This is a genomic window from Chromobacterium sp. CCUG 30098, from assembly GCF_059916605.1.
This window is the reverse complement of the sequence record NZ_JAUCGS010000001.1, coordinates 490,252-505,973: the sequence shown is the minus strand read 5'-3', so window position 1 is coordinate 505,973 and position 15,722 is coordinate 490,252. Positions and strand designations below refer to the sequence as shown.

Below are 15,722 nucleotides of genomic sequence, written 5' to 3'. Positions count from 1 at the left end.
GAGACAAGGCGAATAAGCCGCGCCCTCCTTGCAATCCCCCTCTAGCCGGGCATAATGCAATCATTGCTATCAAGTACAGGGAGGCAGACCATGGCCAATCTGATCGTGCGCAATATCGACGATGAAGTCGCCGCGGAGCTCAAACGTCGCGCGGCGGCCCACGGCGTCAGCGCCGAAGCCGAGCATCGCCGCATTCTGCGCAGCGCCTTGCTCGCTCAACCCAAACGCCGCAGCTTTGCCGAAGTCCTGGCCAATATGCCCGACGTGGGCGAAGACGCCGACTTCGAACGCAGCCGGGAATAGGCCGTGTATCTGGTGGACACCAATATCGTCAGCGAAGCTCGCAAAGGCGGCAAAGCCAATGCAGGCGTGCTCGCCTTCTGGCGATCGGCGGACACGGACAGCCTCTATCTGTCCGCCATCAGCGTGGGGGACATTCGCCGCGGCATCGAGAATCTCAAGCACCGCGGCGACCTCAAGCAGGCCGGCCTGCTGGAACAATGGTTGGACACCATCACCCAGGAATTTTCCCAACGCATTCTGAACTTCGATGCCGATTGCGCCCAGGTATGGGGCAAGTTGATGTCCCCTCATCCCCAGAACGCCGTCGACAAGCAAATCGCCGCCATCGCGCTGATCCACGACCTGACGATCGTGACCCGCAATAGCGGCGATTTTGCCGGCATCGGCGTCAAACTATTGAACCCGTTCGCTCCGATCTAAAAAGCTCAGCCCTGACGCAAGCGCTTGATCGCCTCCTCGGCGTCGCGCGGCGCGCGCTTGTCCGGGCAGGCCAGATCGCGCAGCGAACGGCGCAGCTTGTCGTCGCGCTCTATCTTGCGCCACACCGCCTTGTTGGAACGGATCCAGTTTTTATCGATGCTGTTGCCAAAAGCGTAAGCGCGGTAGCTGCCCTCATTGCACAGCAGGCCCTCGAAACTCAGGTTCTCGCCGCCGGCCGGGCTTTTCACCCGCACGATCATCCGCACCACGCCGTCCTCGCCCGCGCTCAGGGTCTTGGCGTCGACGAAATACTGATTGACCTGCAGATTGTCGGTGCTGACCGCGATCCAGTCCGGCTGCGCCGGATACGGCGGCAACTGGTAATCGCCCTCCTGCCACGGCACCTCCGGCGCAAAATCTATATTCTTCTTGATCTTGTTGTCGGCCAGCGCCGGCTGCGCGGCGCAGAGGGCCAGCACGATGATGGCGGCAAAGGTCTTCAAATCACTACTCCTCGTCAACGCGCCGGGGCCGCGCTTGGCTGGCCCGGACGCAAGGTGAAACGGCGGCGGCCGGTTTCCCTGCCGGCCAAGCCCCAACTCAATTCCGAAAACTGCATATCGCCGCGCGCCGACACCGTCAGCAGCATGGACGCGCGGGTGCCATAGTCGCGGCCCTTGATGAAGATGGGCGACAGCACCCGCTCCAGCGCGGAACCGATGCGGGTGTTCGGCAACTGTCCCGGCGGCGCCGGCGTGCCGTCGGACAGGGCGATGAAGGCCTGATCCTCGGTGGGCACGCGCTGAAACTCGCGCAAATACTCCGCCAGCCGCTCGCTCTTGAACCACGGCGTGTCCAGCGTGGCGTTGGACAAAGTGTGAATGCCCGGCGTCACCCGGGCGATCTGGCCGCCGCGGCTGTGGAAATGAAACAGATCCGAGGTATAGCCGAACAACAGGTTAAACGGCGCATAGCGGCCTTGCTCGGCGCGCAGCCAGTCCGCGAAGGCGAACGGGTCCTCGTCGCCGGCGACGAAGCGCTCCACCAGTTCGCCGCGCGAGCGCTCCGCCTTGACCGGATGGCCGTCGCGGATATTGGTCACCGCGGCGATGCGGCCGCGGCCGTCCACCATCAGCCAGCCGCCGCCGGACTCGGCGTCGCGGCCGCCCAGCGTATTCTGATATTGCGGCCACCAATCCAGCGGTTCGGTCGGACGCGCATAGTATTCGTCCCGGTTGGCCAGCAACACCAGCTGGCCCAGTCCGGGGGTCTTGTAGGCAAAAGCGATCACGCACATGATGAAGACCGATTTGAGGATGGCTTGGCGACTCGCGTAAACTTAGGGTTTAGGGAGCAGCCGCGGACAGTTCCGACCAGGCCTGTATTCCGCTCGATGTCCGCCTCGCGTCGGCGATGCGGCCTTGAACGGGTTCCAAGCGGCCGGGCTTCCCTCCATTGTAACTGATAAGGCTGAGGAAGCCGGACCATGAATTTCGACAAGACCATAGACCTCTCCGGCCTCAACTGCCCGCTGCCCATCCTGCGCGCCAAGAAGGCGCTGGCGGAAATGGACAGCGGCGCGGTGCTGGAGGTGATCGCCACCGATCCCGGCGCGCCCAAGGACTTCGAAGCCTTCTGCCGTCAGACCGGCAATGCGCTGTTGACCTCGGACACCACGGCGGAAGGCAAATTCCGCATGGTGCTGAAACGGAAATAATTTCGATGGCTCAAAGCCTGTTTACCCGCTCGCCGGCAAAGGCGAGACCAGGCGAAAGCGGCTGAAGAAGCGGAATGCACATAGCGTACATGAGCATTCTGAAGAGACTTTCAACGCCGTATCGCCGACGCGCAGCCGCTTGTAAACAGGTTCTTTTTGGCCGCCGCCTTTTTCACCGCTACCCGCAGGCAAGACCATGACGCAAACCCTGACCCTGATCCGCCCCGATGACTGGCATCTGCACGTGCGCGACGGCGCGGCGCTGGCCGCCGTATTGCCCGACACCTGTCGCCAGATGGGCCGCGCCATCATCATGCCCAATCTCAAGCCGCCGGTGACCACCGTGGACGCCGCCGCCGCCTACCGAGAGCGCATCCTGGCCGCGCGCCCGGCCGGCAGCCGCTTCGAGCCGCTGATGACGCTCTACCTGACCGACAACACCTCGCCGGCGGAAATCCGCAAGGCCAAGGCCAGCGGTTTCGTCCACGCGGTCAAGCTCTACCCGGCCGGCGCCACCACCAATTCCGATTTCGGCGTGTCCGACGTCAACAAGGCGATGCCGGCGCTGGAGGCCATGGCCGAGGCCGGGCTGCCGCTGCTGGTGCACGGCGAAGTCACCGATCCGGCCATCGACGTGTTCGACCGCGAAGCGGTGTTCATCGAGCAAGTGTTCCAACCGCTGCTGGCCAAGCTGCCCGCGCTGCGCGTGGTGTTCGAGCACATCACCACCCGCGACGCCGCCGAATACGTGGCCGCCGCGCCGGACAACGTCGCCGCCACCATCACCGCCCACCACCTGCTGATGAACCGCAACGCGCTGTTCGTCGGCGGCATCCGCCCGCATCATTACTGCCTGCCGGTGCTCAAGCGCGAGCTGCACCGCCAGGCGCTGCTCAAGGCCGCCACCAGCGGCTCCGCCAAATTCTTCCTCGGCACCGACAGCGCGCCGCACGCGCGCCACGCCAAGGAGAGCAGCTGCGGCTGCGCCGGCATGTACACCGCCAACGCCGCCATCGAGCTGTACGCGGAGGCCTTCGAGGCCGCCGGCGCGCTGGACCAGCTGGAAGCCTTCGCCAGCCTCAACGGCCCGGCCTTCTACCGCCTGCCGGTCAACGAGGAGCGCGTGACCCTGGCCAAGCAGGCGTGGACCGTGCCGGACACGCTGCCCTACGACGGCGACGCGCTGGTGCCGCTGCGCGCCGGCGAGAGCGTGGCCTGGAAGCTGCTAGGCTGAGAGCTAAAAGACAGAGCCCCCGCGCTGAAACAGCGTGGGGGCTCAACATGATGACTAAATTGACCTTAACTGCTACTTCACAATCACCCTTTACATTCAGAACCAGTAAGCAAATGCACGAACTGGCGGCTCGCCCCCGAAGCTTGTAGGCGCTTTTCCTCCCACTCGAGGGACAGCAAGCGCGGTGTAGGCCAAGACCGCCTGCCCAGTAGTATTAATTGCAACCTGCGGTTCAGATAGATTTGCTTTATTTGCAATAGTCTCCCATGCAGTCCAACCACTAGCAAAAGTAAAACGACCAATTGCGATAGATTGGTTTAGTGAAGAACCATCCAAGCCATTCACTATAACGCTAGCCACCGCCTTGCCATCCATATTCATGGCCAGCGAAATATGTCCTGAGCGAGGAACTGTTCCCAACGCTCCCAAATCCACCACAGCAGGTATAGACCAAGCACCTCCATAAGATGAACGAGACCACATCAATCTAGTGGTACTCGGTACAGACTCATCAAATGCATGCCCCGTTGACTCCTTCCAAACTGCCAACGCATTACCCAATCGATCTACCGCCACAACTGGCGAAACAGGCAAGAAAGTCGCTGGAGCATTAAGACGTGTGCTGTCTACACGAATAGAACCTGCAGTATAAACTCGATGCAGCTGCAGGTTATGGGTTCTACACCCCACCGCATCAGCGGCAAGAACAGTAAGTACACCTTCAACCTGGGGAGTAATAGCTGCAACTAAAGGGCTGTCATAGGACGGGGTGTAACAAAGTCCTCGATAGGAACCAATAGGAAATGCACTGAAAGCACTGCTATAGACATCCGCTATCTGAGCTTTAATATCCACTTGCCCTGAACCACCAGCTGAGTCGGATAGTTGATAAAACAGGCCATAACCATTGGGCTTGGTCGAGAAAGCAGCATACGGGTAATACTCATTATGATCACCCGTTTTTAAGTTGAGGCTCGGCTGCCCCTGACGATTATTTCTCAAAACGGCACTAGTATAGCCAGAGCTTCCTGATACACGAACCGATGTAGTAAAAGAGTCGTCATCCAGCATGGTCAAATCCCACGCACTGGTACTACCAAAGGTACTGCTGGAGCTCCCCCCTCCCGCATCATAAGCCTGAGCATCCCAACCGGCCCCCTGAATAAACCGTGCGGTCTTATAGCCCCACTTATCCGTGGAGGGAGCCTCCCTCTCTTGATTCACCCACCCTAATACTGCATTACCAGCTGCATTCATTCTCAAAGTTAGGCCAAATTGGATAGATGAGTTGCGGGCCTGTGGTAATGCTTGAGGCTCCCCGAAGGTGCTTGTAGTTGTGAACTGAGTCCAAGATGCCTCTTGCTCCCCACCTCCAGCCGCAGTCACTTGCCATACCGCTAGCGCTCGTCCTTGGTCCGACAAGGCGATAGCTATCTTTGGAGTACCACCATAAGTCGCGCCAGGTAGAGCAGCCTTCCCTAGGTCCATAGTGCCTGTGGCATGGCCAAGCCTGCCCAGCCCATCCGCATCATTGACCAAGCTTGCCCCAGCACCCGGCGAGCTTGAAGCCCCTCCTCCACCGCCGCCACATGCACTCAGCAACAACACTAGCGATGTGGACAAAAGTAGTTGATACCTCAAAATCATTCCCCAAGAATTCAAAACACGGAATTTGCCAACATTTGTCATATGCTGTAAAGAGCTATTCAGTGCCACAACATTAATATGTTTATATTTTGCAACATGCAAAATCGCATCACTTTCGATAGATGAGGCAGAATATGCCGCCGCGCCGCCTCAATCGTCGCGGGTCAGCACTTCCAGCAGCTCGATCTCGAACAAGAGATTGGAATTGGGCTGGATGCGGGCGCCGATCTGGCGCTCGCCGTAGGCCAGATGCGCCGGCACGTACAACCGGCGCTTGCCGCCCGCCTTCATCCCCATCAAGCCCTGATCCCAGCCCTTGATCACGCGGCCGGTGCCGATCACGCACTGGAACGGCCGCCCCTTCGCGTAGGACGAATCGAACTCGGTGCCGTCCTCCAGCCAGCCGGTGTACTGCGTGGTGATCAAGGCGCCCTTGACCACCTCCTTGCCCGTGCCCTCCACCAGATCGGTGATGTGCAGTTCATCGCTCATATGGCTTCCTCGCCTTCAATCTGCCGCGGATGATAGCGGACTCGTCCCGCCGCGGCGAGCCCGGCTCGCCAGCCGGCGCGGTAGTCGCGCGTAAAACTTTTTCTACAAATATATTAATCATTAAATGCAATTCAAATACTACAAGGACAAACTTTCCCATTTGACATACATCATGACAAATCAGTAGGATGCAAACACTTGAGAACGGCTGATCCCATACAAAATAGCCGTCGGAGAAATAGCAGGAGCCGTCAGGCCAACGCCCGGGAGAGTGTTCCAAGCGTGGCAGGCAGGCCAGGAGAACCCCTATGTTGCTGGATTTGCCATGGCAGGACCTGAGCGCCATCTTTGCGGCGGTCACCATTGCTTACGTGATTTTCGGCGTGGCCGGTTTCGGCACCGCCCTGGTCGCCAGCCCGGTGCTGGCCATTTTCATCCCGGTGGCCAAGATCGTGCCGCTGCTGGCGCTGATGGATATGTTCGCCGCCTTCAGCAACATCCTGCGCGACGGCAGCAAGGCGGACCTGGGCGAACTGAAGCGGCTGATCCCGCTGATGGTGGCCGGCAGCCTGATCGGCGCCGCCATCCTGCTGAAAGCCCGGCCTGACGCGCTGCTGCTGGCCTTGGGCGTGTTCGTGGTGGCCTACTCGCTGTATTCGCTCAGCGGCCTCAGCCCCAAGCGGCAATTCCAGCCCCGCGCGGCGGTGCCCTTCGGCCTGGTGGGCGGCGTCTTCAGCGCGCTGTTCGGCAGCGGCGGCTTCATCTACGCCATTTATCTGTCCGGCCGCATCGAGCAGAAAGAACATCTGCGCATCACCCAGACCACGTTGATCGGCCTGAGCACCCTGACCCGGGTGGTGCTGTTCGCGCTGGCCGGCGTTTATATGGACGCCTCCCTGCTGCTGCTGGCGCTGATCCTGGCGCCGGCCATGCTGTGCGGGGTGTTCGCCGGCCGACACATCACCCTGCGGCTGACCCGCGAACAATTCATCCGGGTGATCAATACCGTCGTCCTGTTTTCCGGCATCGTCCTGCTGGGCCGTTACTTCAGCCACTGAGCGGCCCCACTACTCAATACCCGCCGTAGCCATCCGCCGGCCGTGACCACGCGCGGCCGCGCCCATGGCATCGATTCTCTCATCCCTGACGGGAGGGCGTCGTGTCGCCCGCAGTCCGGGAATGTGTTTGCTGCTCTTAAATGACGATGAGGAGTGCCAAGTGAATCATGCTGCATTGAACGAAATGATGACGCCGGAGGAGTACCTGGCCAGTCTCAACGATGGCCGCGAAGTCTACATCTACGGCCAGAAGGTGGCGGACGTCAGCCGGCACCCGGCTTTCCGCAACAGCGCTTACTCGATGTCGCGGCTGTACGAGGCGCTGCACCACCCGGACAGCCAGGAATTGATGACCGACATCGATCCGGAAGGCTATCGCACCCACCGCTATTTCATGCCCAGCCGCTCCTGTGAGGACTTGCTCAAGGCCCGCGACGCCATCGCCCACTGGTCGCGGCTGACTTACGGCTTCATGGGCCGCACCCCGGACTACAAGGCCGGCTTCACCGCCACGCTGAAATCCGACCCCCATCTGTACGCGCCCTTCCACGACAACGCGCTGAACTGGTATCGCCAGAGCGCGCGCAAAGTGCTGTTCCTCAACCACGTGCTGGTGAACCCGCCGGCGGGCCGCGCCCGCGCCGCCTCGGAGATGCGCGATCTTTACCTGCACGTGGAGAGGGAAACCGACGCCGGCATCATCGTGCGCGGCGCCAAGATGGTGGCCACCAGCGCGGCCATCTCCAACGCCACCTTCGTCGCCCAGAACAGCGCCGCCCAATACCAGGCCGGCGGCGAGGAGGACTTCGCGCTGTGCTTCATCCTGCCGATGAACGCGCCCAATCTCAAGATCATCTGCCGCCGCTCTTACGAGGCCGCGGCGCTCAGCCCCTTCGACAACCCACTGTCCAGCCGCTTCGACGAAAACGACTCGGTGCTGATCTTCGACGGCGTGTTCGTGCCCTGGGAAAACGTGCTGATCTACCGCGACATCGAGCGCGCGCGCAGCTTCTATTCCGCCTCCGGCTTCCTCAACCGCTATCCGCTGCAATCCGGCACCCGGCTGGCGGTGAAGATGGATTTCATCTGCGGCCTGCTGGCCAAGGTGCTGGAATCCAACGGCAGCGACGGCTTCCGCGGCGTGCGCGCCCGGCTGGCCGACATCGTGGCGCTGCGCAATCTGATGTGGTCGCTGACCGAATCGCTGTGCCACAACCCGGAACCGCGCCGCGACGGCTCGGTGGTGCCGCGGCTGGAAGCCGCCGCCACGGTGCGCTATTTCGGCACCCAGATGATGTCCCAGCTCAAACCGGTGTTCAACACCATACTCGGCGGCTCGCCCATCATGCAGGTGTCCAGCTGGCTGGACCTGGCCAATCCGGAACTCAAGGACCTGATCGGCTGCTACTTCCAGGGCACCGATCAAGAGGCGGTGGACCGGCTCAAATTGATCAAGCTGCTGTGGGACGCGCTGGGCAGCGAGTTCGGCGGCCGCCACGAACTGTACGAGCACAACTACGCCGGCAACAACGAGCAGGTGCGGCTGGACATGCTACGCCACTGCGAGAGCAGCGGCGTGCTGGAGCAATGCCGCGCGCTGGTGGACGACTGCATGGCCGACTACACGCCGGACGGCTGGGCACGTCCGGGCTGGCAGTTCGACGGCGCTTGCCGCGACCGCGCGTGAACCGGACCGGAAAGGAGGCAAGCATGCTGTACACAGGCAAATGGGACCGCGCCGGTCTGGACTACCAGGCCTTGAAGAACCAATGGCACGTGGTGGCGCGCGCCGACGAAGTCAGCGCAGAACGCCCCAAGGCGGTGCGGCTGCTGGGCGAGGAACTGGTGCTGTGGCGCGACGGCGCCGGCCAGATCCACGCCTGGAAAGACTATTGCGGCCACCGCGGCGCCAAGCTGTCGCTGGGCTGCGTCAAAAAGGGCGAGATCGAATGCCCGTACCACGGCTGGCGCTTTGACGCCGGCGGTCAATGCACGCGGGTGCCCGCCCACCCGGACCAGGCCACGCCCTCGTCGGCGCGGCTGATCTTCCGCCACCACGCGGCCGAACGCTACGGCCTGATCTGGGCCAGCCTGGACGCGCCGCAACGGCCACTGCCGGTGTTCCCGGAATGGGAGGACGACAGCTTCCGCAAGGTCTTCGCCGGCCCCTATCGCTATATGGGCAACGCCTTGCGCTCAGTGGAAAACTTCCTCGACGCCTCGCACTTCCCCTTCGTCCACGCCAATCTCAACGGCGACCCGGACGCGCCGGAGCCCTTGCCGGACTACCAGGTGTTCAAGGACGAACACGGGCTGCGCACCTCGGAAATCTCGGTGTTCCAGCCCTATGGCGACCACCGCGGCATCCCGGTCACCGCGCGCTACACCTACTCGGTGTTCAACCCCACCACCGCCTACTTCGTCAAGAAGACCGGCGACACCGAGCGCTTCTGCACCTTCCTCAACGCCACCCCGGTAGACGAGGCCGAGTGCGTGATCTGGCTGATCGTCGCCATCAACTTCGGCGCCGACTTGAGCGAGGAAAAAATCCTCTATCGCCAGGACATGGTGTTCGAGCAAGACCGGCTGATCGTGGAATCGCAGCGCCCGGCGCGGCTGCCGCTGGACCTCCAGCAGGAAATGCATGTGCGCAGCGACCGCTTGGGCATCGAATACCGGCGCTGGATCAAGGAACTGGGTCAGCGCGCCGACGCGCAGGACCACGCCGAGCCGCGCGCCGCGGCCTTGCTGAACTGACAGGGAGCAAACGATGGACGCCTTTGAACCCCGCCGCCTGCAACTGGCCGAACGCGAATCCAACGCCCGCACCTACGCGCGCGGCATAGACCGCGTGATCAGCCGCGGCGAACTGGCCCGAGTCTACGACAGCGAGGGCCGCGAATACCTGGACTGCCTGGCCTGCGCCGGCGCGCTGCCGCTGGGCCACAACCACCCCTTCGTCCAACAGCGGGTGGCCGATTTTCTGCAATCCGGCCAGCTGCAGCAGGCGCTGGACATCGCCACCCCGGCCAAGCTCGCCTTCGTGGAACAGCTGTACCAGGCCCTGCCGACCGCCTTCGCCGAACACGCCAAAGTGCAGTTCTGCGGCCCGTCCGGCTCCGACGCGGTGGAAGCCGCGCTCAAATTGTTCAAGACCGCCACCGGCCGCCGCCCGGTGCTGGCCTTCCAGGGCGCCTACCACGGCATGACCATGGGCGCGCTGGGCATGATGGGCAATCTGGGGCCGAAACAGGCGGTCAGCGGCTACCCGGCGGAAATCCAGTTCCTGCCGTTTCCCTACGCCTACCGCAGCCCCTTCGGCGCCGACGCCGCCGACACCGAACGTCTGTCGCTGGCCTATCTGGAAAACCTGCTGTCCGACCCGGAAAGCGGCGTAGGCAAGCCGGCCATGCTGCTGGTGGAACCCATCCAGGGCGAAGGCGGCTGCATTCCGGCCAGCGCGGAATGGCTGCGCGGCCTGCGCGAGATCACCGCGCGCCACGACGTGCCGCTGGTGATGGACGAGGTGCAGACCGGCTTCGGCCGCAGCGGCGATATGTTCGCCCATGAGTGGGCCGGCATCGTGCCGGACGCGGTCATCCTGTCCAAGGCGGTGGGCGGCGGTTACCCGCTGGCCTTGGTGGCCTACCACCGGAAATACGACCGCTGGGCACCCGGCGCCCACGCCGGCACCTTCCGCGGCAACCAGATCGCCCTGGTCAGCGGCGCGGCCACGCTGGAATACCTGCGCCGGCCCGGCGTGCTGGAACAGGTGCGGGAAGTGGGCCAGCTGCTGCGTCGGCGCTTGCAGGCGCTGCAAACGCGCTTCTCCTGCATCGGCGAGGTGCGCGGCCGCGGCCTGATGCTGGGCGTGGAACTGATAGACCCCAACGGCGCGCCGGACGCGCTGGGCCACCCGCCGGCCAACGGCCTGCTGGCCAAGGCGCTGAAACGCGCCTGTCTGGAACACGGCCTGATCCTGGAGAGCGGCGGCCGCCACGGCGCGGTGATGCGGCTGCTGCCGCCGCTGATCATCAGCGCCGACGACGCGGAGGACATCGTCCGCCGTTTTGAAACCGCGCTGGCCAGCCTGTGGCCCGCCGCCCCGGCCGCCGCGCACGCCCCGGCCGCAATGGCATTCTGAACCCTGGAGCGACAGCATGACGCACACCGTACACGACATCATCGGCATCGGCTTCGGCCCCGCCAACATCGCGCTGGCCATCGCGCTGGAAGAACTGGCGCCGCAGCTGTCCGTGCGCTTCCTCGAGCGGCGGCCCTCCGCCGCCTGGCAGCCCGGCATGCTGCTGGAAGGCTCGGACATCCAGAACCACCCGCTGCGCGACCTGGTCACCCCGCGCAACCCGCGCAGCCGCTACACCTTCACCAACTTCCTGCACGAGCACAACCGGCTCTACGAGCACCTGAACCTGCCGCTGCACTACCCGCTGCGGCTGGAGTACGCGCAATACGTCAGCTGGGCCGCCGGCTGCTTCCAGCACCTGGTGGAATACCAGCGCGAAGTCATCGACATCCTGCCGGTCAGCGACAGCGACGGCGCGCTCAGCCATTACCGCGTGCTCTGCGCCGACGGCCGCGAATACCTGGCGCTCAGCGTGGTGCTGGCGCCGGGCCGCACCCCCAACATCCCGGAACCGTTCCAGCGCGCGCCGGACCCGCGCGTGGTCCACCTCAACCACTACCTGCCGGCGCTGGAACGATTGAAAGCCAAGGGCGGCGGCCGGGTGGCGGTGATAGGCGGCAGCCAGAGCGCGGTGGAAATCCTGCTGCACGCCAGCGCCGAGCCGGCGCTGACGCGGGTGGTCGGCGTCACCCGCAACTTCGGCTACCGTCAGAAAGACACCAGCCCCTTCTCCGACGAGGTGTATTTCCCCGCCTTCGTCGACGCCTTCTTCGCCGCCAGCCCGGAACACAAGACCCGGCTGCGCCAAGAACTGGTATTCACCAATTATTCGGCCGCCGACATCGACGTGCTCAACCAGCTCTACGTCAAGCAATACGCCAACCGGCTGCAGGACAAGGACAGCCTGGCCCTGCTCACCTGCATGGACACCGAGGCCTGCGAACCCGGCGCCGACGGCGTCACCCTGCGGCTGCGCCACTTCCTGGGCGGAGAAATCGTCAGCGAAACCGTGGACCTGGTGATCTTGGCCACCGGCTTCCTGGATCTGGGGCGCGGCCCCAAGCGCGAACCCTGGCCGCGCGTATTGGAAACGCTGGCGCCGCAGCTGTGCGCCGAGCGCGACACCGTGGACATCGCGCTGGACTACCGCGTGCGCCTGCAGGGCGAGGCCGACCGCGGCGCGCCGCTCTACCTGAACGGCCTGTGCGAATCCTCGCACGGCATGGGCGACGCCGGCTCCTTCAGCCTGCTGGCGCTGCGCTCGCAGGCCATCGTGCAATCGCTGACGGCGCGGCTGGAACAAGGATCGCGGCATGACGGCGCCCGCACTTGAGGCCTTGCTGAGCGCCGCCAGCGGCTGGCAGGCGCGCGCGCCGCGGCTGCTGGCGGCCAAGGCCGACGCGCTGCCGGTCAGTTGCGAACTGGCGGTGATAGGCGCCGGCCTCACCGGGCTGTCGGCGGCGCTGGCCGCCGCCGAGGCCGGCTGCTCGGTGGTGGTGCTGGAGGCCGACGCCGTCGGCGGCGGCGCCACCGGCCGCAACTCCGGCTTCGTGGTGCCGGTGCCCGCGCGCTGCGGCCCGCCGGAACTGCGCGCCTGGCTGGGACCGCAGGCCGACGGCTATCTGGCCGGCCTGAGCGAGGCCGCGGCCGAACTGCTGGCGCTGCCCGAAGCCAGCCCGGTGCGCAAAGGCTGGATGCAGTTGTTCGCCGCCCCCGGCTCCGCGCCGGCCGCCGCGCCGGCCGCCGCGCTGGCCTGGCGCAGGCTGGGCGTGCGCGCCCGCGCGCTGGACGCGGAACAAGCCCAGGCGCTGAGCGCCGCCGCCGGCTACCACGGCGGCCTGCTGTTCGAAGACGGCGGCCAGATCGACCCGCTGGCGCTGGCGCGCGGCCTGGCCGAACGCTGCCGCCGGCGCGGCGTGGTGCTGCTGGAGCGCTGCCCGGCCAAGCTGGTGGAAGGCAGCCCGCGCGACGGCATGCACGTGATCCGCACCCCGCGCGGCAGCCTGCGCGCCGGCCGCGTGCTGATGGCGGGCAACGCCTACAGCCGCGACGGCGTCGCCGAAGTCGCCCGCCACAGCGTGCCGCTGACGCTGGCGCTCGGACAGTTCGAACTGAGCCCGGAACAACAGGCGCGGGTGCTGCCCGCCGACATCCCCTTCTCCGACAACCACCGCGACATGTGGTTTTTCCGCAAAATGCCGGAAGGCCAATTGCTGACCGGCCTGTTCGCGCTGCGCGCCGACGCCGAAGCGGAGCAATACGCCGCCGCCTTGCGCCAGCGCGTCCGCGCCGTCTTCGGGCTGGAGCTCGACGCCGCGCCGCGGCTATGGGCCGGTCAGGTCGGCCTCACCCCGTCCGGCCTGCCCAGCCTGCGCCGCGTCGGCGACGGCGTCCTGGCCTGGACCGGCTGCAACGGCCGCGGCCTGGCGCTGTCTTTCATGCTGGGCCGAACCCTGGCGCGCCAGCTGATAGGCGCCGGCCCGGCCCTCTTGCCCTTCAACTCGCGACCGCTGCGCGGCCGCGCGCTGCTAAAGTGGATGGCCGAAACAGCCATCGCCCACGACCGCCGCCGGCGCGCCCGGCTCGCGCAGACCGAAGCGCCTACGCAAAAGGACACCCTCCAGTGAGTTCATGCGCCTTCCATTATCAGGAATACTGCTGTAGCCGCCCCGAGCTGATAGACCGGATGATCGCCCGCTACCCGCTGGCGCTGATCAGCAGCGAACACCAGGGCCGGCTGCACGCCAGCCACATCCCGCTGTTCCGCGTCGCGGACCGCAGCCTGTTCGGCCACGTCGACCGCCGCAACCCCCAATTCCAGGGCCGCGGCCGCTTTCCCGCGCATCTGGTGTTCATGGGCCCGCAAAGCTATATCCCGCCGGAAGCCTACCGCAGCCGGCTGCTGCCCACCTGGAACTACGTCGCCGTGCATATGGACGTCGAAATCGAAGTGCTGGACGACCTGGAATCCGCCCGCCGCGCGCTGAGCGACACCTGCGAGCGGCTGCAGCCGCCGCAAGCGCCGTTCCAGTACGAGGCCGCCGATCCCCGGGTGATCGCCAACGCGCCGCACATCCTCGGCCTGCGCGTCCATGTGCTGCGCGAGGAAGGCCGCTTCAAGCTATCGCAGGATAAAAAACCGGAAGACCAGCAAGCGGCGCTGGACCATCTGCTGCGCCGCGACGAAGCCGGCGAGCGCGCGCTGCTCGACGCCTTGCTGCGCTTCGCCGAAACCGCGGAGCCGGCGCATGGCTGAACCCTCCGCCCTGAGCCGGCGCTTCATCGATCAGGGCGTCGTGCTGGACCCCGGCCAGCGCCGCGCCGCCGACGCGCTGGACGCGCTGCGCCTCCATGCGCGGCCCGGCCCCGCCTGGCCGCTGCGCCGGCCGTCGCCGCAAACCGGCGCCTATCTATGGGGCGAGCCCGGCCGCGGCAAGACCATGCTGATGGACGGCCTGTTCGCCTTGTCCGCCGAGCCGGCGCAGCGCATCCATTACCACCAGTTCCTGCGCGATCTGCACCGCGGCCTGGCCCAGGCCGGCGGCGAGCAAGCCAACTACCTGCCGGCGCTGGCGCGGCGCGTGGCCGCGCAAAGCCGTTTGTTCTGCCTGGACGAATTCCATCTGCACGACATCGCCGACGCCATCCTGATGGAGCGTTTTCTGACCGTGCTGCTGGAAGAACGGGTGCGGGTGATCCTGACCTCCAACTACGCGCCGGAACAACTGCTGCCGGACCCGCAGCTGCACCGTTACGCGCTGCGGGTGATCGCGCTGATCCAGCGCCATATGCAAGTGCTGCACCTGAACGGCGAGCGCGACTACCGCTACCGCGAAGCCGCCGCCGGCGAACACTATCTGCACCCCTGCGGCGCGGACACGGAACAACACCTGCGCCGGCTGCTGCAAGAACAGGGCCGGACCGTGGGCCCCGCCGCCGCCGTCTCCCTGTCCGGCCGGCCGCTGCCCGCGCGGGCGCATAGCCCGGACTGCGTCTGGTTCGATTTCGAAACCCTCTGCCTGGGCCCGCGCTCGCATCTGGATTACCTGGAAATGTCGGAACGCTGGCACACCGTGGTCGTCTCCGACATCGTCCAGACGCAGCTGAACAAGGCGGACGGCCTGCGCCGCTTCATCTGGCTGGTGGACGTGCTCTACGACCGCCGCCAGCGCCTGCTGCTGATCTCGGAACGCCCGATCGAAACTATGTTGCGCGAAATCACGCTGTCGGCGGACACCCACCGCACGCTGAGCCGGCTCGCCGAAATGCAATCCGCCTCCTTCGCCGCCGCCACCGCCATCGAAATGAGCCCCCTATGCCAATAGTCAGAATCGAAGACGCCGCCGCGCGCACGCCGGCCCAGCGCCAAGCCATCGTCCACTGCGTCTACGACGCGCTGCGCGCCGTGTTCGGCGTCAGCGACGAAGAGCTGCAAGCGCGCTACCAGCGCTACGCGCCGGAAGACCTGCTGCCGCCGGGCGGCGATCCGGACTACCTGCACATCGAAATCACCGTCTTCGCCGGCCGCAAGCCGGAAACCAAGAAAAAGCTCTACGCCAGGCTGGCCGCGGATCTGGCCGCGCTGCTGAACATCGCGCCCGCCTCGGTGCTGATCCTGCTGCGCGAAGAAGCCGCCGACAACTGGGGCATGCGCGGCGGCCAGGCCGCCAGCGAAATCGATTTCGGCTACGCCATCGCCGTCTGACG

17 protein-coding genes are annotated in these 15,722 nt (G+C 65.1%); 13 read left to right on the top strand and 4 right to left on the bottom strand.

Translation table 11 applies throughout. The annotated features are described in order from the left end of the window. Positions 1 to 90: 90 nt before the first annotated feature. Together QUG03_RS02435 and QUG03_RS02430 are read left to right on the top strand one after the other, a co-directional pair. Positions 91 to 303 carry a FitA-like ribbon-helix-helix domain-containing protein gene (locus tag QUG03_RS02435; protein WP_019103136.1) on the top strand — a complete coding sequence of 71 codons (213 nt, stop codon included), beginning with the start codon at positions 91 to 93 and terminating at the stop codon, positions 301 to 303. A gap of 3 nt (positions 304 to 306) precedes the next feature. Further along, positions 307 to 723, top strand: a complete 417-nt coding sequence (locus tag QUG03_RS02430) for a type II toxin-antitoxin system VapC family toxin (RefSeq protein WP_500819269.1) — start codon at positions 307 to 309, stop codon at positions 721 to 723. A gap of 5 nt (positions 724 to 728) precedes the next feature. On the opposite strand, the gene QUG03_RS02425 is transcribed toward QUG03_RS02430, so the two are convergent. Next, a complete protein-coding gene (locus QUG03_RS02425; RefSeq protein ID WP_227105452.1) occupies positions 729 to 1,226 on the bottom strand; it encodes a CNP1-like family protein in 498 nt (165 codons plus the stop codon). A 14-nt stretch (positions 1,227 to 1,240) separates the two neighbouring features. Next, positions 1,241 to 2,020 (bottom strand): NRDE family protein, encoded by a 780-nt coding sequence (locus QUG03_RS02420; protein WP_107800874.1) that lies wholly within the window; start codon positions 2,018 to 2,020, stop codon positions 1,241 to 1,243. 189 nt (positions 2,021 to 2,209) lie between these two features. On the opposite strand from QUG03_RS02420, the gene QUG03_RS02415 reads away from it, so the two are divergent. Further along, a complete protein-coding gene (locus QUG03_RS02415; RefSeq protein WP_043589636.1) occupies positions 2,210 to 2,440 on the top strand; it encodes a sulfurtransferase TusA family protein in 231 nt (76 codons plus the stop codon). A gap of 196 nt (positions 2,441 to 2,636) precedes the next feature. Further along, complete coding sequence (gene pyrC / locus QUG03_RS02410) at positions 2,637 to 3,674, top strand: dihydroorotase (protein ID WP_500819268.1); 1,038 nt, start codon at positions 2,637 to 2,639, stop codon at positions 3,672 to 3,674. Between the two features lie 96 nt (positions 3,675 to 3,770). On the opposite strand, the gene QUG03_RS02405 is transcribed toward pyrC, so the two are convergent. Both QUG03_RS02405 and QUG03_RS02400 read right to left on the bottom strand, forming a co-directional pair. Next, on the bottom strand, positions 3,771 to 4,745 hold the full coding sequence (locus QUG03_RS02405; protein ID WP_500819267.1) for a hypothetical protein: 975 nt from the start codon (positions 4,743 to 4,745) through the stop codon (positions 3,771 to 3,773). A 726-nt stretch (positions 4,746 to 5,471) separates the two neighbouring features. Further along, complete coding sequence (locus tag QUG03_RS02400; protein ID WP_107800876.1) at positions 5,472 to 5,813, bottom strand: FKBP-type peptidyl-prolyl cis-trans isomerase; 342 nt, start codon at positions 5,811 to 5,813, stop codon at positions 5,472 to 5,474. 308 nt (positions 5,814 to 6,121) lie between these two features. Between QUG03_RS02400 and QUG03_RS02395 the strand changes: the two genes are divergently transcribed. The 9 genes from QUG03_RS02395 (at position 6,122) to QUG03_RS02355 (ending at position 15,720) form a co-directional block, all read left to right on the top strand. Further along, entirely contained in the window at positions 6,122 to 6,871 is a 750-nt protein-coding gene (locus QUG03_RS02395) for a sulfite exporter TauE/SafE family protein (RefSeq protein ID WP_500819266.1), read from the top strand. A gap of 160 nt (positions 6,872 to 7,031) precedes the next feature. Next, a complete protein-coding gene (locus tag QUG03_RS02390) occupies positions 7,032 to 8,558 on the top strand; it encodes a 4-hydroxyphenylacetate 3-hydroxylase family protein (protein ID WP_199225936.1) in 1,527 nt (508 codons plus the stop codon). A 23-nt stretch (positions 8,559 to 8,581) separates the two neighbouring features. Further along, positions 8,582 to 9,628, top strand: coding sequence for an aromatic ring-hydroxylating dioxygenase subunit alpha (locus QUG03_RS02385; RefSeq protein ID WP_500819265.1), 1,047 nt, complete (start codon positions 8,582 to 8,584; stop codon positions 9,626 to 9,628). 13 nt (positions 9,629 to 9,641) lie between these two features. Further along, positions 9,642 to 11,015, top strand: coding sequence for a diaminobutyrate--2-oxoglutarate transaminase family protein (locus QUG03_RS02380; RefSeq protein WP_500819264.1), 1,374 nt, complete (start codon positions 9,642 to 9,644; stop codon positions 11,013 to 11,015). A 16-nt stretch (positions 11,016 to 11,031) separates the two neighbouring features. Continuing rightward, the gene (locus QUG03_RS02375; RefSeq protein WP_500819263.1) at positions 11,032 to 12,348 is read left to right on the top strand and encodes a lysine N(6)-hydroxylase/L-ornithine N(5)-oxygenase family protein; all 1,317 of its coding nucleotides are present in this window, start codon (positions 11,032 to 11,034) and stop codon (positions 12,346 to 12,348) included. Continuing rightward, complete coding sequence (locus tag QUG03_RS02370; protein ID WP_500819262.1) at positions 12,329 to 13,642, top strand: NAD(P)/FAD-dependent oxidoreductase; 1,314 nt, start codon at positions 12,329 to 12,331, stop codon at positions 13,640 to 13,642. The genes QUG03_RS02375 and QUG03_RS02370 overlap by 20 nt, the downstream gene beginning before the upstream one ends. Beyond that, on the top strand, positions 13,639 to 14,271 hold the full coding sequence (locus QUG03_RS02365; RefSeq protein WP_227105466.1) for an FMN-binding negative transcriptional regulator: 633 nt from the start codon (positions 13,639 to 13,641) through the stop codon (positions 14,269 to 14,271). The genes QUG03_RS02370 and QUG03_RS02365 overlap by 4 nt, the downstream gene beginning before the upstream one ends. Then, complete coding sequence (zapE, locus tag QUG03_RS02360) at positions 14,264 to 15,340, top strand: cell division protein ZapE (protein ID WP_500819261.1); 1,077 nt, start codon at positions 14,264 to 14,266, stop codon at positions 15,338 to 15,340. The genes QUG03_RS02365 and zapE overlap by 8 nt, the downstream gene beginning before the upstream one ends. After that, entirely contained in the window at positions 15,331 to 15,720 is a 390-nt protein-coding gene (locus tag QUG03_RS02355; protein WP_107800885.1) for a tautomerase family protein, read from the top strand. The genes zapE and QUG03_RS02355 overlap by 10 nt, the downstream gene beginning before the upstream one ends. The last annotated feature ends 2 nt before the right edge of the window (positions 15,721 to 15,722 follow it).